The sequence below is a fragment of the Pleomorphovibrio marinus genome, from assembly GCF_003347495.1.
Lineage (GTDB): Bacteria > Bacteroidota > Bacteroidia > Cytophagales > Cyclobacteriaceae > Pleomorphovibrio > Pleomorphovibrio marinus.
The window spans coordinates 139913-160917 of the sequence record NZ_QCXY01000013.1; the positions used below are offsets into that span (position 1 = coordinate 139913).

Annotated in this window: 13 protein-coding genes; 8 read left to right on the forward strand and 5 right to left on the reverse strand. The window is 43.5% G+C overall.

Going from position 1 to position 21005, the window contains the following annotated elements; all coding sequences use genetic code 11:
* The first annotated feature begins 27 nt into the window (after nucleotides 1-27).
* The 3 genes from DB520_RS27390 to DB520_RS24350 all read left to right on the forward strand — a co-directional run bounded on the left by DB520_RS27390 (nucleotide 28) and on the right by DB520_RS24350 (nucleotide 3946).
* A complete protein-coding gene (locus tag DB520_RS27390) occupies nucleotides 28-657 on the forward strand; it encodes a hypothetical protein (RefSeq protein ID WP_232835134.1) in 630 nt (209 codons plus the stop codon).
* Between the two features lie 58 nt (nucleotides 658-715).
* Nucleotides 716-3142, forward strand: coding sequence for a hypothetical protein (locus DB520_RS24345; protein ID WP_114752393.1), 2427 nt, complete (start codon nucleotides 716-718; stop codon nucleotides 3140-3142).
* Nucleotides 3143-3409: 267 nt separating this feature from the next.
* On the forward strand, nucleotides 3410-3946 hold the full coding sequence (locus DB520_RS24350; RefSeq protein ID WP_114752394.1) for an RNA methyltransferase: 537 nt from the start codon (nucleotides 3410-3412) through the stop codon (nucleotides 3944-3946).
* 2 nt (nucleotides 3947-3948) lie between these two features.
* Here DB520_RS24350 and DB520_RS24355 read toward each other — a convergent pair whose 3' ends face one another.
* Complete coding sequence (locus tag DB520_RS24355) at nucleotides 3949-4707, reverse strand: hypothetical protein (RefSeq protein ID WP_114752395.1); 759 nt, start codon at nucleotides 4705-4707, stop codon at nucleotides 3949-3951.
* 112 nt (nucleotides 4708-4819) lie between these two features.
* Here DB520_RS24355 and DB520_RS24360 point away from each other — a divergent pair, with 112 nt between their 5' ends.
* A complete protein-coding gene (locus DB520_RS24360) occupies nucleotides 4820-5596 on the forward strand; it encodes an SDR family NAD(P)-dependent oxidoreductase (protein ID WP_114752396.1) in 777 nt (258 codons plus the stop codon).
* 10 nt (nucleotides 5597-5606) lie between these two features.
* Here the strand turns inward: DB520_RS24360 and DB520_RS24365 are convergent, their stop codons facing one another.
* The 3 genes from DB520_RS24365 to DB520_RS24375 all read right to left on the reverse strand — a co-directional run bounded on the left by DB520_RS24365 (nucleotide 5607) and on the right by DB520_RS24375 (nucleotide 7882).
* The gene (locus DB520_RS24365) at nucleotides 5607-6986 is read right to left on the reverse strand and encodes a M24 family metallopeptidase (RefSeq protein WP_232835135.1); all 1380 of its coding nucleotides are present in this window, start codon (nucleotides 6984-6986) and stop codon (nucleotides 5607-5609) included.
* Complete coding sequence (locus DB520_RS24370) at nucleotides 6952-7515, reverse strand: acyl-CoA thioesterase (RefSeq protein WP_232835136.1); 564 nt, start codon at nucleotides 7513-7515, stop codon at nucleotides 6952-6954. The genes DB520_RS24365 and DB520_RS24370 overlap by 35 nt, the downstream gene beginning before the upstream one ends.
* Nucleotides 7516-7603: 88 nt before the next feature.
* Nucleotides 7604-7882 (reverse strand): hypothetical protein, encoded by a 279-nt coding sequence (locus DB520_RS24375; RefSeq protein WP_114752398.1) that lies wholly within the window; start codon nucleotides 7880-7882, stop codon nucleotides 7604-7606.
* A 933-nt stretch (nucleotides 7883-8815) separates the two neighbouring features.
* Here DB520_RS24375 and DB520_RS24380 point away from each other — a divergent pair.
* From DB520_RS24380 to DB520_RS24395, 4 genes are all read left to right on the forward strand, one after another.
* On the forward strand, nucleotides 8816-12079 hold the full coding sequence (locus tag DB520_RS24380) for a SusC/RagA family TonB-linked outer membrane protein (RefSeq protein WP_114752399.1): 3264 nt from the start codon (nucleotides 8816-8818) through the stop codon (nucleotides 12077-12079).
* A gap of 25 nt (nucleotides 12080-12104) precedes the next feature.
* Nucleotides 12105-13715 carry a SusD/RagB family nutrient-binding outer membrane lipoprotein gene (locus tag DB520_RS24385; protein WP_114752400.1) on the forward strand — a complete coding sequence of 537 codons (1611 nt, stop codon included), beginning with the start codon at nucleotides 12105-12107 and terminating at the stop codon, nucleotides 13713-13715.
* A 616-nt stretch (nucleotides 13716-14331) separates the two neighbouring features.
* Nucleotides 14332-17592, forward strand: coding sequence for a SusC/RagA family TonB-linked outer membrane protein (locus DB520_RS24390; RefSeq protein ID WP_114752401.1), 3261 nt, complete (start codon nucleotides 14332-14334; stop codon nucleotides 17590-17592).
* Nucleotides 17593-17639: 47 nt separating this feature from the next.
* On the forward strand, nucleotides 17640-19238 hold the full coding sequence (locus DB520_RS24395) for a SusD/RagB family nutrient-binding outer membrane lipoprotein (RefSeq protein ID WP_114752454.1): 1599 nt from the start codon (nucleotides 17640-17642) through the stop codon (nucleotides 19236-19238).
* Between the two features lie 63 nt (nucleotides 19239-19301).
* Here the strand turns inward: DB520_RS24395 and DB520_RS24400 are convergent, their stop codons facing one another.
* Nucleotides 19302-20792, reverse strand: a complete 1491-nt coding sequence (locus tag DB520_RS24400; RefSeq protein ID WP_114752402.1) for a PQQ-binding-like beta-propeller repeat protein — start codon at nucleotides 20790-20792, stop codon at nucleotides 19302-19304.
* Nucleotides 20793-21005 lie beyond the last annotated feature (213 nt).

Here is a 21005-nt window from a genome sequence, read left to right on the forward strand (position 1 = left end):
TTTTATAGAGACCATCCTTTGTTGGAGTTGTATGATCTTAAAACCAAAACCTCCCGACCGGTTATTCGAACGCCCCTGTCATCGAAGTTCAGCACAGAGGAGTTTTTTGGCCGTCCCACAGTCAATTTTACCCTAGAAATCGATAGCTTGTACCTTACTTTTTCCAATGAATCCCTTTTGCATGTATATGCTATGGGTGATAGAATCCGGTGGGAAAGAAGTATTGATATGGAACCAACTGATTTTAAATTATTGCCAGGACAGAAAACCACGGTGACTCATCAGGAAAGGATCACAATGAATGAAGCTCAGATTCACGGTATGTATGCTGATCCGAATCATATCATGGTCACCTATTATGGTGGGATAGATAGCGAGACTATTGTGAATAACAGCTTAAAGGACAGGGAAAACTTTTCCCGATATCCTGAATTCCGCAAGAATTACATTAAAATCTACAAGCAGGGAGAGGGTTGGTCCAATGAGTTGCTCATTCCTTCAAAAATCAAAATAATTTTGAATATTGAATCGGTGGAAAAACCCTTTTATGCGCTCAGAAACGATATCAGTTACCAAAAAACAGGTATTGGCGAAAAACCGCCGTATTCCAGTGGGTTTCCCGCTATCTCTCAATCTTTATCAGGGACAATGGCCTGAAAGGTTAATTGCAAGGTATCCCTTACAAGACAATCAACATTATTCTCGCAAGGAAATTATGAAGAAGTATATCATCGTTTTTTTTATACTGTTTTGGGGTGATTATCCGCTTTTAGGCCAGGATTTGGATTTCTCCCAGGCCTCCATCTGGAGCCCAGATCCTTCCGGAAAGAGGGTTAAGCATTATATTAACCTATTGCAGGAGGAGGTGGAAAAGCGGACCCAACTCAAATGGCCTATTACCAATGACATCACAGAAGATCAGGGCACCACAATAGCATTACTCTACCAAAAAGACCTTTCTGAACTTGGTGCCGACTATCAGGATGATCTGGGGAATATACCAGATCAAGCTATGGAAGGATACTTTATTAGTTGGATGCCGGAGCGAAAGACCTTGTTTGTGGTGGCCAAGGAAGATAGAGGGCTCTTATACGGAATAGGAAGGATTTTAAGGAAGATGCATTGGGAGAAGGGCAAGGTATTACTTCCGGCCTCCACTTTACAGGGGAGCAGTTCACCAAAGTATTCTATTAGAGGCCATCAGTTGGGGTACAGGCCAAAGACCAACTCCTATGATGCCTTTACGGTGGAACGCTTTGAACAATACATCAGGGAATTGGCCCTTTTTGGGGCCAACAGTATAGAAATAGTGCCCCCACGCACCGATGATGATTTTACCAGCCGCCACATGGTGCTCCCGGCCATAGAGATGATTGGAGAGCAGTCCAGGATTGCCGATGAACTTGACCTCGATGTTTGGATGTGGTATCCCAATATGGGCGAGGATTATACCCATCCGGATTCCATAGCCGCCGAATTGGAGGAAAGGCATGAGGTATTCAAAGCGGTCCCAAGACTGGACCACCTATTTGTCCCTGGTGGCGACCCGGGGGAATTAGAGCCTGATGAGCTTTTCCATTGGCTAGAGCAAACGGTAGAGGTCTTGCATCAGTATCATCCAGCCGCAAAAGTGTGGGTTTCCCCACAGGTTTTCCGGCCTACCCAGGAATGGTATGACCAGTTTTTTTACCATATCAATCAGGGCTATTCCTGGCTGGGAGGGGTTGTATTCGGCCCATGGGTGAAAATCCCGCTTCCTGAACTCAGAGAGCTGGTAAACGCCGAAATTCCCATCAGAAGGTACCCGGATATTACCCATAGTTTAAGTTCACAATACCCCATCCCGGAATGGGACCTGGCCCTGGCCATGACCTTGGGCAGGGAATGCATCAATCCCAGGCCGGAGGATCAAAAAGGCATACACAACGCCTTGGATGGATATGCTGATGGTAGCCTTAGCTATTCGGAAGGCACAAACGATGATGTGAATAAATTCATCTGGACGGATCAGGATTGGGACCCGAATACCCCTGTGATAGAAACATTGCGGGATTATGCTAGGTTCTTTTTTGGACCCGACTGGGTGGAAGGGGTGGCACAGGGGTTTCTTGCACAAGAAGAAAACCTGAGAGGGCCGCTGATCACCAATACCCAGGTTCCCCTTACCCTTTTGCAATGGAAAGAAATGGAGGCTAAGGCTGATGAGAAGCTTATGGGCAACTTTCGGTTTCAAATGGGACTGATCAGGGCATATTTTGACGCCTTTGTGCAGAGGAAGCTGATCCATCAAACAGAAATGGAGGCCAAGGCCAAGGAGGTACTCAATGAGGCGGCAGAGGACAAGATAAATGAGGGCATTGCATTGGCTATGCAAATCCTGGAGGAATCTACCAGAGCCGATCTGGCGGAAGGGCTTAAGGCCAGGTGTTTGGAATTGGCAGAAGACCTTTATCAAAGCATAGGGGCACAATTGACCATAGACCCCCATGGAGCGGCGCCGGGCCGCGGCAATTTTATCGATAACCTGGAAGCTATTTTAAATGACGCACCTTGGCTTTTGGACAAGCTCGAGGCGATCAGCCACAATGAGCCAGAAGATAGAAGGGAAAAAGTTAAGGAGTTACTTAACAGGGACAACCCTGGGGCTGGTGGGTTTTATGATGACTTTGGGCAACCTAAAAGCTGGAAAAGGGTGATTTCTGACAAAGAATGGGCAGAGGATCCCGGCAGTTTGTATTCACCACGGATCAGTTTTGGGGTGGGGTTGATAGGCGTGGAATGGGTACATGAAGTGAGGGCGGTAGGTTTTGAGGGTACTGCAGCCCCACGCTCCTGGATGATGCAGGTAAACACCTTGTATGATACCCCTTTGAGAATAAGGTATGATCAATTAGACCCTGAACTTTCCTATACCCTAAAAGTGGCCTATACCGGCCGGTTCAGATCTAAAATGAAGCTAGAGATAGAAAAAGGTCCCTTGGTTCACGATTTTATTCAAACGGGGCATCAACCCATTTATGAGTTTAAGCTTCCAAAGGAGGCCTATGATAACGGGGAAATCATTTTTAGCTGGACCTGCGGAGAAGGGGAAAGAGGGGCCCAGGTAGCGGAGATTTGGTTGATTCCTGAAGAAAAACCTTGACCTATTCAATTGTAATCCTTCATGAGGTAAGCGTCAAAAGGGGGGATGCCTAGATGGCTCGGGTTAGTGAGGTTCTCCCGAATCCAATTCCCTGAACCCTTTTAATAATTTGGGAATGAAGTCCTCTTTGACCATTAAGGTACAATGGTAGGTACATAGAATTCCTTAATAATTAAATACCTACCTTCTGAGTTTATATTTGCTTTTTGGGAATGTTTTCTTTTATAAAGGAAAGCGTACTTTTGTTGGTCTAAAAAGGTAAGAGCCATGAAGAAATTAAGTATGGATGAGTTGGACCGGCTTTCTGTCGATGAATACAAAGCGACAGCTAAGAGTCCCCTTATCCTGGTTTTGGACAACGTACGTAGTTTGAACAACGTGGGCTCTGCCTTTAGAACTGCGGATGCTTTTCGGGTAAAAAAGGTTTACCTGTGCGGGATCACCGGGACACCCCCTCACAGGGAAATACAGAAAACAGCTCTTGGTGCCACGGAGTCCGTGGATTGGGAACATGTTTCTGATATTCTCTCTTTAGTAAATGCGCTTAAAAACGACGGGGTAAATGTGGTCGCATTTGAGCAAACCTCCGGTAGTGTATCTCTTCAGGAGTATCACCCTGAAAGTGCAAAAGTGCAGGCTTTGGTGTTTGGCAATGAGGTTTTTGGAGTGCAGGAAGATGTACTTCAAGCTGCTCAAGAAGTGGTGGAAATACCCCAATTAGGCACTAAACATTCCCTAAATATCTCCGTCAGCATAGGGATTGCACTCTGGGACATTTCTTCCAAGATGGGTATTTGGAGATAAAATTACCATTGGATAAATACCCCAAATACCGCGAAATTTACTAGGGTGAAATTATAAACTTCATCGATGTTAGCACCTCCTTCCAGAATTCTATAGCCCGCCTTCAGGTCGGTTCTTTCAGTTAAGGGAATTCTAGTACCCAGGAAAAAGTCAAATGCCCGACCGGGTCCACCGGCCAAACCGTCTCCTTCCAAATAGAATTTCACTTGACTAGGCAGGGTATAGGAGGTGAAAACATGTAAAAGCGGTACAAATCCAAAATCATCTTTTCTATCTTTAAGTCCATCCTCATTTTCCAACCTTACACTCGCATCCCTGATCTTTGCCGTAAACCCTACCCCGACTGTCCACCTATCGTCCTGCACAAGGTCTCTTCTGTAAGTTAGTCTGTAACTATTGAACTGGTAATATCCATCGATCAATTCCCCAGCATCAAAGTTGGCTTGCTGGAATTGAATGTCCCTGGGGGCAGCTCCCTCATAATTTACGAATAATGGGGCAAATAGGGCAAACACATGATTTTTTTCGCCAAAGGTATACCCAATCCTTGTCCTGAATGGGATTACCGGGCCTTTGATATCAAAGTCGCCATTGAAATTAAAAAATGTTCCAGTTTCATTAGGGATCCTTACGTGGTTGTAATCCTGAAAGGCGAATCCTGTTTCAGCATCTATGCTAAACTGTGCATGGCTCCTATGGACAATGAAAAGCAAAAACAGTACTAGAATTGCCTTATGCTTTTTTATTAATTCTCGTATCATGCCAAAAGTTTTTGATTATTTATCCAACAATCATGCCTTCGTTGATTCCAGGTCCTAATTTCTAAAATCCATCTTTTTGGTTAAATTGAAACAAATCTAACCCCCAACGTAAATGGAAACCGCACTGATCACAGGAGCTTCTACAGGTATAGGCAAAGAACTGGCCAGAATATTTGCCCAAAAAGGGATAAATCTAGTTTTAGTGGCGAGGAGCCAGGAGAAGCTACAAGGGCTAAAGAGTGAATTGGAAAAGGATTTTGGTATCAATGCACATGCAATACCCATTGATTTGTCAGTGCCGCAATCCGCACTTAGGGTGTTTGAAGAAACTAATTCCCGGAATCTTCAAATCGATTACCTCATCAATAACGCAGGTGTAGGTGTATATGGAGAGTTTTACGCCACAGACTGGGAAAAGGAGCTTACTATGATTAACCTCAATATCACAAGTTTGACGCAACTTACCAAGCTTTTTTTAGAAGGCATGAAGCAAAGGGGAACTGGTAGGATCATGAATGTGGCTTCTGTGGCGGCTTTTCAACCCGGCCCACTTATGTCGGTATACTTCGCCACCAAAGCCTATGTGTTGCATTTTTCCGAAGCCATTGGGTATGAATTGAGAAAATCCCGCATCACAGTGACTACCCTTTGCCCAGGACCCACCAGAAGTGGGTTTGAAAATGCAGCCTCCATGAAGGCCAGTAAGCTGTTTAAACAAAAAGGTATTCCCAGTTCTGCGGAAGTCGCCAGATTTGGCTATAATGCCATGATGAAAGGTAAGTCGGTAGCCATACATGGTTGGAAAAACAGCCTTTTGGCAAGATCCACGGGTTTTGTTCCAAGAAAGTTGGTGTTGGCAATTGCGGAGAAAATTCAGGGAAGGGAATAATCCCTTCTGCCTATCTGCCCATGTGTTTAGGTCTTGGGATAGGTAAAATTCTTTTTTGTCTTCCATTGAGATAGGTCACCTTATCTCCATCAAAATAGGCACCCTCTTCCAGTAAAATGCGAACTTCCTTTTTCCATTCACTCAAAAACACACTTGCGTTGAGCTCTATCGCGTAAACGGTATGGGGAAAAAGAGGATAATCCCCATGCCCAGGATTGTCACCTTGGTTGTCCCACATGCCTATGGTAGGGCCAGCAGCATGCCCGTGGGTACCTAAGGGGTGACTGTAAATGCTTCCTTTAATCCCTTCATTCTGCATGATTATCCTGGAAGCCCTTAAAATTTCATTGCCAGTGCTACCAGTTTTAAATTGGGAAGTTAGGATGTCTTGCAGCCTATTCCCTACGGAGAAGGCATCTTGTAAGTAGGCTGGGACCTCATCCTCGTTTAATTTCAGCACATAAGCCATTTGCTGAGTGTCTGTGTTTAACCTGAGGTAAGTGATGCCAAAGTCGATATGCAATAAATCCCCGGGAAGTATTACTTCCTCCTCAGCTTTATTCGCAAAATCGCCTTTATTTTGGGTTTCAGGTTCGGCTCTTTGCAGGTCAACAGTGGGATGAAACCAAGTGTCGAGTTTTAAGGATTTTATTTTTTCCCTATACCACCAAACGACATCCTCTGTGGTAGTGATACCTGGGGTTATTACTTTTTCAGAAAGACCTTCAGCGATGATAGCATGGGCGATGGATTGTAATTGCCGGTAGGCGTCCATCTCGGGTTGGCTGCGGGTTTCCAGCCATCCCACAGCCAAATCCTTAGCAGAAACCAACCTTTGGCTGTAATCTTCCCCCAGATACTGTTTCAATAATTGGTGTTCCGTATGCGCAAGCCCATCTGCATGTCCAAAATCCTCAGCTACATTGATGCCTATTTTTTTTGGGTTTCTCTCTTTAATCAAGGTAATAAGCCTATTCCATTGGTCAGGCTCCACTTCAGGATCCCATGCCCTTTGAAAAGACTTGCCCACATCATAGCGGGCTACGGCAATTGCCTCTACATTTCCAGCATCAGGTGCCTTATACATCAAAAGCATGGTTCGTCTTCTTGCGGCAAACCATTGTGCGGGGAGAAAAGTTTTAAGTATTGGGTCTTCGTTGTATTCTCTTGATATCACCACCCACATATCGATGTCTGTCCTGTCCATTAGCTCAGGAAGTAAATGTTTCATCCTATATTCCAGCCACTCGTTGATCACGGAAGCTTGTTCTCGTTGAGTGAGGATAAGTTGATCCTGGGCTTTTAGTCTGTCACACAGCAGAGAACCCAGTAAAAGCAAAACGAATGTGGGGAATTTAATATTCATTGAGGCGTTGTATACATCTTTCATTAGCCAGGAGTTGATTGATTTGTTCCTGATTCCACTCTTTTTTGGCCTTTTTAAAACTTTCCTTGCTTTCGTTCTTGAGGCGTCGCCTGTAAATGGCTTCGACAAACCTCCTCACATCCGTTTTGTCTTCCAAGATAAGAGGGGGGACTTTTTTTGGGCTGTCATTTTCATCTTTTGCCACCATGGTGAAATAGGAGGTGTTGGTGTGTTTAATTGCCCCGGTTTTGACATTCTCAGAAATCACTTTAATGCCCACTACCATAGAGCTGTTTCCCACATAGTTGATTCTAGCTTTTAGGGATACCAGTTCACCTACCTCAATGGGTTGTAAAAAGTCGACGGTGTCCACGGATACGGTTACGCAATAGGTGCCACTGTGTTTAGCAGCCGTTGCATAGGCTACCTTATCCATCAAGGAAAGGAGTATACCTCCGTGGATTTTGCCTCCAAAGTTGGCATAGGAGGGGATCATTAGTTCGGTAATGATGACTTGGGAAAGTCTAGTTGGTTTTCCTTCTTCTGCATTCATGGAGGGAAAAATAGGCAGATTCTTTTAAATAAAAAAAGCCAGGCAAAATACCTGGCGAATAAATAAAACAAAAACAACCTTAAAATCTCTAGGCAACTTCGTACCTGCGTCCGTGTAGCTCTTTTAAAGTACCTTTGCTGTCTTTGCCAAAGATCGTCTCCATAAATTTGTTCCATGCGCTTACTTTTTTCCTCTCTGCTTCGTAAAAAAGGGATTGTTTGTGTTTTACCACTGCAACCATTTCCGCACCTATTTCATAAGGGACATTTACGGTCTCGTCACCAATCTGCACATTTAGGGATCCGTTTTCTGGATCTACCCAAGTCTTCAACTCCTGATCTTTAGTTTCGAAAGTGTACTTTAACATTGCCTTAGCTGTTTAATTTAAAAGAATAAAAAACTTTAACTTGATGATGCTAAGGTAATAGAAAGAAAATAAATAAACAACAAAAATAGCAATCCGAAATGCAAAAAAGATTGTTTAAAATAAAATAAATAATTTAACACGCTGTGAAACAGCAGGTTAATAAAAAGAAAATTCTTTGGGTTTTTTTGATACGGCCCTCCCTCAAGCGTAATAGCCTCCTCTCTTAGGCCTGTTTTTTGGAGAAATTTGTTAGGTTTAAATTCCTTCTTTGAAAATGCACCCTTAATCCAGCAGTTTCAGATTAAGTTTCTTTTCTCCACATGGTTTCCTATCCTAGTCAATGGGTTTCTGGGAGCTGCTTTTATTTAGAAAATGAAAGACCTGTTTTCAACCTATTTACCGTCCATCACAAATACACTTGTTTTTCACAAATTGGTGAAAGTAAATAGGGGTTGTTTATTTAAAATTTCTTTTTTGAAAAAAAAATTAGAATTAAATATTATAAAATATTAAATAATGCGTATTTAATATTTAAATTGATGTTAAAAAAAAATATTATTGCTATTAATAAATCAATATAAATTGTATTTTATGAATAAAATATAGTTTTAATGATTAAAAATGAACCACAAATAACTTTTTTAAATTTAAACCTTTCTAAATAGCAAGATTCATGTAAAATCAGTTTTTATCTTTTATTAACATCTATTAACTTTTGGACAATTTAACCGTGAATAAATCCTAACAAAATTTCCGTGTAGCCTATAAACAATTGATAGATAAGAGGTTAAGGAATATTTATATGGGAAAAGCATCATTTAGAATTAAATATTACAAATGTATAATTGAATAAAACAAAGCCAATGAGGGAAAAACAGTGAAGTTGCTAAAATTTAAAATCAAATCAATTAAATCTAATTAACTATTTATTACATGAAAAATAACCTACTAAAATGCTGCATGGCGTTGTGGTTGACTATGTTTACTGCAATGGCCATGGGCCAGACGATTACAGGAACAGTGACAGAAGAGGGGACTGATGCCCCAATTCCGGGGGTTTCGGTGTTAATCAAAGGAACATCTACAGGTACTGCAACGGATGTGGATGGAAACTATTCACTTTCGGTGCCAGGCTCGGAAACGGTGTTGGTTTTTAGCTACCTTGGATTTCAGACAATAGAAGAGGCAGTGGGCAATAGGTCCACTATTAATGTAACCATGGCAGAGGATGCCGCCGAATTATCCGAGGTGGTGGTAACTGCCTTAGGGATTAAGCGGAACGTGAAGGCGCTGCAATATTCCGTGACGAATATTGGGGGCGAGGAGATGATGGTTGCACGTGAAAATAACCTCGCTAATCAATTAGCTGGTAGGGTAGCTGGTGTAAATGTGAGCAATGTGGCTTCCGGACCGGCAGGGTCTTCCAGGGTAATTATTCGAGGAAACACCTCCTTGCAAGGAAACAACCAGCCCTTGTATGTAATTGACGGTATCCCTATGGACAATACCAACTTCGGTCAGGCAGGTATGTGGGGAGGCGTTGATCAGGGTGACGGTATGTCCAGTATCAATCCAGACGATATAGAAACTATCTCGGTACTTAAAGGAGCAAGTGCTGCGGCACTTTATGGTGCAAGGGCGGCAAATGGTGTGGTCAACATCACTACGAAAAGAGGGGAAGCCAGGAGAGGTATAGGTGTTGAATTTAACTCCAACTATGTTTTCGAAAGGATCAATGACCAAACGGAACTACAACGTCAATTTGGCAGTGGACGTGTTCAAGGTAGCGACCTAACCACTGCTCAACCGGTAAGGCCCATGTCTTCCCAGCAAGGTTATGATTGGGGAACCCAGGCTTGGGGTCCGAGAATGGATGGAGGAGAGGCAGTAGGCTTCGATGGAGTGAGCAGACCCTATGAATACGCAGGGGACAACTGGAACCGGTTTTATGAAACGGGGACTGCCAGGACGAATAGTATTTCTCTTTCAGGAGGTAGCGAAACCCAATCCTTTAGGTTCAACGTGACAGATTTAAGGAGTGATGCCGTGGTTCCTAACTCCGGATTCGACAGATTAAACATGTCCTTGTCTACTAATGGAAAATATGGAGACAGGTTAACTTTTGATGCGAAGGTGCTTTATTCCCATGAGGAGGCTAGAAACCGCCCAAGTTTGTCGGATTCTCCGAACAACGCATTTCAGTCTATCTTTGCTTTACCACCTAATGTGAACGTGCTACATGGGATGGGTGACCCTTCGAATCCAGGAGTCATTCCATCATTGACAAATCCTTTTTGGGGCCAACAAGGTATCCAAAACCCCGGTGCATTGCTGAATACTTGGGGATTTCAGGAAAATGAGGAGATGCTAATGGTAAACAACCCCTGGGGTCAGAATCCTTATTTCGCCACTCACCAGGTGTCCAGGGGCGATAAAAGGGATAGAATCATTACTTCAGGAAGTTTAAGGTACGATCTTACCGATCATCTCTACATCTCAGGTAGGGCAGGTATGGACTGGTTTACTAGAAGGTTCCATGATTTGATACCACAAGGTACAGGCCACACTCGAAACGGAGTCCTCACTGAGGGAGAGAATAGGGTAAGAGAGGTAAACCTTGAGGCAATGTTGGGATATTCGCAAGAGTTTGACAGGTTTGGCGTGAATGCTTTTATTGGGGCCAATAGGATGCGTAGAGACAATGAAACCATTTCTGCCAACGGGCAGGGCTTTAATGTTCCTTTTTTCCATGCCATCAATAATACCGTAACCCGAAACTTTGGGTATGGCTATGAAGGTTGGGGGATAAACTCCGCATTTGGTTCTGCGGAATTCTCCTACAACAATTTCCTATTCCTGACCGTAACAGGAAGAAACGATTGGTTCTCCGTCTTGGCTCCAGAAAATAACAGTATTTTCTATCCCTCCGTGGGAGGTAGCTTTGTGTTTAGCGACGCCATGGAAAATCTTCCAACCTGGTTGGATTTTGGAAAGCTAAGAGCATCTTGGGCACAGGTGGGAAGTGCCACTGTGGCTCCCTATCAAATTACCAATGTGTATTCACTTTTAGGAGCACCTGCCATCAATTTTGATGGAAACCAGGTTCCCATGGGTACCTTTGCAACTGCTCAGGGTAATGCAGGAACCATACCTAATATAGGTTTGGTGCCTCTGATATCCACTGAAACAGAATTGGGTTTTGATGTCCGTCTCTTTCAAAACCGTTTAGGTGTAGATGTAACCGTATATCAACAAAGAAGTACCCAGGATCAATTGAATGCTCAGGTGTCCAGGGCTTCTGGGTTTGGATCAACCCTAGTGAACGTGGGTGAAATGGAAAACAGAGGAATAGAAGTATTGCTTACTGGCTCACCCATTACCGGAAGGGCAGTGCAATGGGATGTGTCTTTTAATTTTGCCAGGAACCGTAACGAAGTGATTTCCTTAATCGAAGGGAATGACATTTTGAATATCGAGGAACCAAGGACCCAAACGGTATTTGTGCAGCACAGAACAGGGTTTCCATTCGGTGTAATGGCGGGATGGGTTCAGGCTAGAACTCCCGACGGAAGAAGGATTTATGAAGAAAATGGTGCTCCTGTACAATCTGAGTCTATGGAAGTAATTGGTAATGGTGTTCCGGATTGGACTGGTGGTATAAATAACTCTTTTTCCTTTAAGGGTGTCACTATGTCAGCTTTGGTGGATTTTAGGATTGGTGGAGACTTGTATTCAGGTACCAATCTCAGGTTGACTCAGTGGGGACTGCACGAACAAAGTTTGCTAGGTAGGGATGGAGAGGACCCATTGATCATCTCAGGTGTGGTACAGGCTGGAGAAGATGCTGAAGGCAACCCTGTGTATGAGGATATAGAAAGAGAACTAACCCCTGGGGAAGCACAAAACTACTGGAACCAGATGGGTAATCGGGTACAGGACCACTTCATGTATGACGGTTCTTTTGCTAAGTTGCGTCAATTTACACTTGGGTATAACTTCCCAATGGCACTATTGGAAAGAACCCCTTTCCAAACTCTAAATCTTTCCTTTGTTGGTAGGAACTTATCTATTCTCTGGAAAAATGTGGAGAACATAGATCCGGAGGCCAATTATACCGCTGGAAATGCCCAGGGCTTGGATTATTTCGGAATGCCTCAAACCAGGACATTCGGTTTCAATTTAAGGGCGACATTCTAATCACCATTGATCAAAAAAGGAAATTATGAGATTAATTGATAAAACAATCGGATTAGTGGTGGGCATGGCAGTGATGTTTGCTGCTTGCGACACCCAGGAATTACACGATTTGAACATCAACCCACAAGCCGTAAATGAAATGGATGTAAACTTCATCTTCACTGCGGCACAGTTAGGTACGGCCTCGGGAGGGGCGGCTGGTGACAACCGGATTATTGACTGGAGAACAAATATTGGAATGGGTGCTTATTTGATTCAACACTTGGCCAATGCCGGTGGTGGTATAGCACCTGGTGACAAGTACATTGAAAACTTCGAGTCCAACAATGCACCATTTCAGTTCTTTTATGGGGATGCCTTGAAGAACCTTTCGGAGGTGCTCAGACAAACTGGTCCTGGAGGATATGAGGAGGGAACCAAAAACAACATGCGGCAAGCTACCCGTATGATGATGGTGCTGAACTTCCACAGGCTAACGGATTTCTATGGAAACATTCCCTATTTTGAGGCATTACAGGGTATGGAAGGAAACTTCTTTCCTCAGTACGATACGCAGCCTGAGATTTATGCCGATATGTTGAATGAGTTGGCGGAGGCCACTGCAATGTTGGATCCGTCTGGACCAGATGAGGGTTTTTCCAACGCAGACATTGTTTTCCAAGGTGATATCGATAAGTGGAGGAGATTTGGTAACTCCCTTATGCTTAGGTTGGCTATGCGGGTTTCCAATGTGGCCCCTGACATGGCAAATGAGTATGTTTCACTTGCAGTTTCCGGTGGCGTTATGGAAAGCAACAACGATAATTACTGGGTCCCAATGGCAGAGGGGCCAAGTCTTTGGATCAACCAGAATGGCATTTCCAGGGCTTTCTTTCCAGGAGATGGTGGACAACCGGCCTTTATGAGTGACACCTTTATCGATTGGTTAAAGGCGGATGCCGCCTCAGAAGATGAAGTTGACCCTAGGTTGATGATCCTTTCTGGGGGTATAGCCAGGTGGACTGCCAACGATTGGATTGTCTATAACGATAATCCCCTTGAACAAATGGGGATGCCGAATGGTTTTGATGCAGCAGGTATCGACGATATGTTTGGAGAGGAAATAGACCAGCAGGAAACATTTTCAAGGATCAATTATCTGCTCTTGCAGAGAGATGCCCCCTATCTTTTGATGAATTATGCGGAGACTGCCTTTTTGTTGGCAGAGGCTCTTGAGAGAGGGATTGGTTCAGGCATACCCGGTCAGCCACAGGAACATTATGAAAGTGGTGTAAGGGCTGCCATGCAAATGTACACTCCATTTAATTCCTCCCTTGTGGTAACCGATGATCAGGTGGATGCTTATCTTGCCAGGCATACTTATGGCCAGGAAAAGCCAGCCTTAGAAATGATTGGGGAACAATTGTGGGCCAGTAAATTCTTCAATTGGTGGGATGCTTGGTCGGATTGGAGAAGGACGGGATACCCTGAACTTACTCCTACAAATCACCCCTTGAACATGACCCAAGGTCAAATCATGAGAAGGCTTAGGTACCCTGCTCAAGAAGCGGCATCCAACGAGCATTTTGCTTCTGGAAGTACCCAGCCGGACACCTTTGTGAACAGGGTCTGGTGGGACGGTGGTTCCGCAGATTGATAAGCAGTTTTTAAAACGAACAAAAAAAATAAAGGGTGGGCAAATAATGCCTGCCCTTTTTATTTTTCAAAGTTCTGTAAACGCATATTTGATTTTTTATAGTTAGAATGTAAGTAATTTTTTGGTATTTTCCATAAACAATCTTCGGTCACCTGGTGAAATTGAAATATTATTAGGAAACGACGCAACTTAGTTTCGGATTAATTTGAAAGCAAGATCTAAATAAAATTATTTTTGGGTTTTTATTAAATTAATTTAATAAAAAATTTAATAATTAGTGGAATTTTAGGTTAGTTTGAAATTTTTTTCATGGGGCATTGCTAAAAAAATATCAGCCATAAACACCGTTCAAATAATCAGTATCACTATTTTAAAAAAAAAATCAAATCTCTCTCTTTTTTTTTAATTTATTTAATTTTACCTTTTCACGATAAATAGCATGTACTTTTATTAATTACCTAACCACAATATTATTATCTGTTATATCACCTAATAACAAAATAAATAATATAGGCATCCAGTAATGCGTTTAAAGGTCTTTAAAAACATTGTGCCGTTTATCAAAAAAAAGTGAATTAAGTTAGTTTAAGTCAAGTTTAATCCAAAATGATCAATTATGAAAAACCTATTACTTATTGTATGCTTGGGTTTGCTGATTAGTTTCAGCAGCTTTGCCCAGGCACAAACGGTGACCGGAAAAGTCACCGACAGCAAAGACGGAACATCACTCCCCGGGGTGTCAGTCCTCATTAAAGGGACTTCCACAGGAACTGCGACGGATGTGGATGGAAATTATTCTATTAGTGTGGACGGTTCCGAGACTGTACTAGTCTTTTCTTATTTGGGGTTCCAAACCTTGGAGCTACCAGTTGGAAACCGAAACACCATCAACGTTTCCTTAGAAGAAGCAGCTGCAGAGTTGACAGAGGTTGTGGTTACCGCATTAGGTATCGAAAGAAATGTTAAAGCACTACAGTACTCGGTTACTACAGTAGGGGGAGATAATCTTACTGAAGCCAGGGAAAATAACTTGGCCAATCAATTGGCAGGCCGTGTAGCTGGGGTTAACGTTACCAATGTCGCATCAGGGCCAGCAGGATCCTCAAGGGTGATCATTCGTGGAAATACCTCCCTACAGGGCAACAACCAGCCTTTATATGTGGTTGACGGTATTCCTATGGATAACACCAATTTTGGACAAGCAGGTGTTTGGGGAGGCCCCGATAGGGGTGATGGCATGTCTTCCATCAACCCTGATGATATTGAATCTATTTCCGTATTGAAGGGTGCGAGTGCTGCTGCACTTTACGGTGCCAGAGCTGCAAATGGGGTCATCAATATCGTAACCAAAAGAGGTACCGCTAGAAAAGGAATTGGTGTGGAATTTAATTCCAACTTTGTTTTTGAACAAATTAATGACCAGACGGAGCTTCAAAGAACCTTTGGTAGCGGAAGAACCATAGGCCCTAACATGCTGGAAGCTGTAGGGACTAGGCCAGCTACCATTCAGCAAGGCTATAACTGGGGAACTCAAGCATGGGGCGAGCGGCTAGATGGGGGAAATGTAACCCATTTTCATGGTTTACAGAGACCTTACCAATATGCTGGGGACAACTGGCAAAGGTTTTACCAAACTGCCACCGCTTTGACAAATAGTATATCCTTAGCTGGTGGAGGAGAAAACCAAACTTTCAGGTTTAATCTAACTGATTTGAGGAGCAATGCAGTTATCCCCAATTCTGGATTTGACAGATTGAATGCTTCCTTGGCAACTAATGGGAAGTTTGGGAAAAAGCTTACTTTTGATGCCAAAATTCTATATTCCAACGAAAGCGCAAAAAACAGGCCCTTCCTTTCGGACTCCCCTAATAATGCCTTTCAGTCTATTTTTGCCCTACCACCTGATGTGAATGTTCTAGATGGTAGAGGAGACCCTAACAAACCCGGTGCCATTGCTCCTGTAATCAGTCCTTATTGGGGTCAAATGGGTATTACTGATCCTCAACTATTGTTGGACACCTGGGGATTTGTAGAAGGGGAAGAGATGCTTATGGTGAATAACCCATGGGGTCAAAATCCCTATTGGGCGACGCATCAGGTTAGCGTGAATGATGTTAGGAACAGAATTCTGGGCTCAGGCTCGATGAGATATGATATTACTGACAACATATATGCTTCGGGTCGAATAGGTATGGATTGGTTTAACAGAAGGGATACTCAAATAATCCCTCAAGGAACAGGCCATACCCGAGGTGGAAACATGTATGAAGGTGCCGACATAGTTCAAGAGACCAATTTGGAAGCAATGTTGGGCTTCAACAAGGAGTTTGGGTTGATAGGTGTAAATGCTTTCGTGGGTGCAAACAGGATGCACCGAAGCTTCAACCGGATTAGGGCAACTGGGCAGAATTTTAATGTTCCATTTTTCCACGCAATGAATAACGCTGCGATCCGAAATTTTGACTATGGGTTCAATGAACTTGGAATCAATTCGGTTTTTGGTTCCGCAGAAATCAGTTATAATAATGTACTGTTCTTAACGGGAACCATGAGGACGGACTGGTTCTCTGTTCTCAACCCCGAGAACAACCAAATCACTTATCCTTCAATTGGAGGTAGTTTCGTGTTTTCTGATGCACTTTCTGAATTGCCATCGTGGTTAAGTTTTGGCAAAGTGAGAGCATCTTGGGCACAGGTGGGAAATGTGACAGTTCAACCCTATCAGGTGGAAAATTTTTATTCATTGCTTAGCGCACCTGCGACGGATCATTCTGGCCAGCAAATTCCGATGGCATCCTTTGCCGCAGCACAAGGCAATGCCGGAACCATCCCTAACCGGGATTTAGTTCCATTGACCTCTACCGAGCAAGAGTTTGGGATAGACATGAGGTTTTTTCAAAATAGGTTAGGTTTGGATCTTACCTATTATAGCCAAAAGACCACTAACGATATCTTGAACGCCACGATTTCACGGTCTTCTGGATTTGGATCGACGCTGGTGAACGTGGGAGAAATGAGGAATAGAGGAATAGAGATGTTGTTTACAGGAACCCCGGTCGCAAAAAGGGGATTTACCTGGGAAGTTTCCTTGAATTTAGCCAGAAACAGGAATGAGGTCGTGTCGCTAATTCCTGGAAATGACATTCTTGTGGTGGATGAGCCCAGAACAAGGACGGTATTCATTCAACATAGGGTGGGGCAACCATTTGGATCTATAGTAGGATGGGTTCAGAAAAGAACACCCGATGGGATTCCAATTTTTGAACCCAATGGGGCACCTGTGCAATCCGATGCCATGGAAGTAATTGGTAATGGGATTCCGGATTGGACCGGAGGATTTAGTAATACCGTTTCTTTCAAAGGGTTTAACTTGGGGGCTCTTATCGATTTCAGGATAGGTGGACATATCTATTCCGGGACAAACCTGAGATTAACCCAATGGGGCCTTCATGAGCAGTCCTTACAAGGTAGAGAAGGAGAAGAGCCACTTACCGTATCTGGAGTGGTTCAGGCGGGTACAGACGCAAATGGTAATCCTATTTATGAAGACTTCAATAGGACGCTTTCACCTGGTGAAGCCCAAAATTATTGGGCTCAGACAGGAAATAGGGTGCAAGATCATTTCATCTATGATGGCTCCTTTGCGAAATTAAGACAGATTAATTTTGGATATAATTTCCCACAAAGACTCCTGGAGAAAACCCCTTTTGGCAACCTTAATTTGTCATTTGTAGGTAGGAATCTTTCCATTCTTTGGAAAAATGTGGAAAATATAGATCCAGAATCAAATTATTCCTCTGGCAATGCGCAAGGCTTGGATTACTTTGGAATGCCACAGACCAGGAGCTATGGATTTAACTTGAGGGCAACATTTTAAAATGTGCTATCGAGATGATTTTATCATTTCTAAAAAAAGCAAAAATTATGAAAATCACATATAAATTCGTACCGATTGTATTTCTGTTGATGGTTGCGTTAGTTGGGTGCGACACGGAGGAATTACACAATCTAAATATAAACCCACAAGCGGTAAGGGAGATTGACCTCAATTACATGTTTACCGCAGCACAACTGGGTACAGCAGACGGAGGCTCTGCCTCCAACCGTTATCTTAATTGGAGAACCAATATTGGTTATGCAGGATTATGGATGCAGCAAATTGCCTCCTCCGGTACTGGTTTGAATTCAGCAGGTAGTGTCTATAATGAGAATTTCGAAGGTAATAATGCCCCATGGGAATACTTATACGGGGACGCGCTCAAAAATATCGCAGAGGTAATCAAACAAACCGGTCCTGGTGGATATGATGAAGGAAACAAGCAAAACTTGCGTCAAGCCTCCCGTATATTAAGGGCCTTTAATTTCCACCGATTGACAGATTGGTATGGGAACATCCCTTATTTTAATGCCTTAAACGGGATGGACGGTGAGTTTTTTCCAGAATATGATCCTCAGTCGACTATCTACCCAGATTTATTGCGAGAGCTTGAAGAGGCTACAGCCGCTCTTGATCCCAGTATTCCAGATCAAGGATTTTCAAGAGCAGATTTGTATTACGATGGTGATTTAGGAAAGTGGAGAAGATGGGGGTATTCCATCATGTTAAGGTTGGCAATGAGGGTTTCCAATGTAGCACCGGACCTTGCCAACGAATATGTCACCAAAGCCATTGCCGGTGGGGTTTTCCAAAGCAATGATGATAATCCATATGTGCCTCATTCAGAAGGTCCAAGCCAATGGGTGAACCAAAATGGAATTTCTAGGTCCTTTTATCCTGGCGACGGTGGTCAACAGTCCTTTCTGGCAAAAACATTTGTTGATTTCTTGAAAGGAGATGAACCCAATGACCCAGCAAGTCATGACCCCAGATTGATGATTTTAGTGGGAGGAATCGGAAACTGGACCGCCGCTGAGTGGATTCCCTATAACACTGATCCCGTGGCACAAAGAGGAATGCCCTCTGGTTTTGATGCAGCTATGCTGGAAGCAATTGACCCCAGACCCTTGATAGAGGTTTATTCTAGGATCAACGTTAACTTATTGAGGTTTGATAGTCCATACCAACTTATGAACTATGCGGAAGTTGAATTCCTACAAGCTGAAGCTTTGGAAAGAGGGATAGGTTCAGGCATACCAGGAACGGCCAGAGAACATTACGAAGCTGGTGTCAAAGGTGCTATGCAAATGTATACCTTTTTCCACTCCTCATTGGTGGTTTCCGATCAGCAGGTGGAAAATTACCTGGCTAGATACCCCTATGGATCAAAAGCTCCGTTGGAAATGATTGGTGATCAAATGTGGGCAAGCAAGTTCTTTAATTGGTGGGATTCCTGGAATGATTGGAGAAGAACGGGTTATCCCCAATTGGTCCCTGTGATACATCCTCTTGGAGTTACTGATGGACAGATTCCAAGAAGGCTCAGGTATCCTGCGCAGGAGTCTGCATCCAATATTAACTTTGCAACAGGAGCCACGCTTCCAGATATACTTACTGGAAGAGTGTGGTGGGATACTACCAATTAATACCCAGATACTCAAATACACATTTAACATTTTAAAAGGCCCGGATTTTTCCGGGTCTTTTTTTTAGCGTATGGGGTAAATCGCATCGTTGTTAGAACCCATATAAGCTCCCCAAACCGGGGTTTTCCGCACTTTGATGGGTAGGTCAATCCGCTTTACACGCATACCCAAAAAAGAAAGTAAATCCGAATGGCTGTAATACTGGCAATGTACCAAATCCAAAAAACCATCCCCGTCTATATCCCCTATCCATGGCGTGCTAAAAATATTCTTAAACCCCTTGGTCTGGTCTATCGAATAATGGCTACCGGTCTTAAAATCGATAACCAAAAGCCTGTTTTCCACAGCAAAGGAACTTTGATCCCCGATAAACCGATTGCAATCAAACTCATTGATACTGATGATGGCCTCCTCTATTCCGTCATTGTTCAGGTCATAGGCCACAGGAGAGGAAAAACCCGTACAACCCAGGGAGTCGGTAAAGACTATTTCACCTGTACTGCCGTCGAATAATACCTGTACAGAACCCGTATTTTCCGGCCAAACCCCTTGGGAAACGAAAGTGAAAAAATCGGGGGTGTCATCATCTGTGAATTGACCCACCGCAAAACTGTTGCTGCACTCCGTGCCTGGCACCTGGTTTTCCCATATGGGTTTCAAGGTGTTTCCGTCTATGGCCACTGCGGTGCTTGCGTGAGATATGGCTATGATATCGTACATGCCATCCTGATTTATGTCTGCTATTACCGGGGTGGCGATAAAGCCATGCCCATTCTCCCTGGCGATAGGGATGGAATTGGAAAGGTCATTGTTCATTAAATCCTCCAGTTTGGTCACATATAGCGACCCATCAATGGTTTCTCCCCCACTGCCAAAAACCACTTGAGTGGCCTTTTCACCGGGCTGTTGGAAAGCCACAGGGGACATGTAGGTTTCCTTGCCATCCGGCAACGTATCTGCAGCGAGGATATTTCCGGTTTTAGCATCAAACACCATAAGGACTCCCGGAAAGCGGTTTTCGGTAAGGTAAGGTTGGGCTTCATAGTTGCCGCCATTAGACACCAATAAATCAGGGATGCCGTCTTCATTCTGATCGGGAACAAGTACCGCAGTATTGAAGTTGAACCTTGCGTATTGCAACACCGGATGATCCTCATAGTCATACCTGTATTCCCAAAGTAAATTTCCGGTTTTGCCATCAATGGCTTTGAAATAGGGGGATCTTCCTCCAATAAAGATATCTGGAACCCCGTCGTCATTTATATCCTGAAAGACAGGGGCACCATAAACCTGATCTTCAGAGGGATGAGCCCATAGGAGTTCCCCGTCCGACCCATCTATGGCAAGGATTCCCATGTCACTTTCCTGAAACTCGTTCTTTCCCGCCCCCATCACGAAATCCAATATCCCATCTCCGTTCAGATCCACTGATCTGGGCGAGGATTGTGAGCCTATCTGGGAGAAATTAACATCCCATACCAAGTCGCTTTCCTTTTTTTGCTTACAGGAAAAAACCCATACAGCCACAAGGCTGATCAAATAAAAACGTGACATAGTTAGGATTTTTTTTAATGGGCGATTTGAAACGGTGAAGTACAGATTCATGGATTTTATCATTCTGACCCCAAACATACTAAATATTTTGAGAGCCTGTTTTAATATGGCTAATTCGGAATAATGGGTTTGGTGGCTACAAATGGTTTATATCATAAAGAATAGCAGCGAATTTGAAGATTTTCCTTTCCTTTTACTTGATGCTTAGGGGTA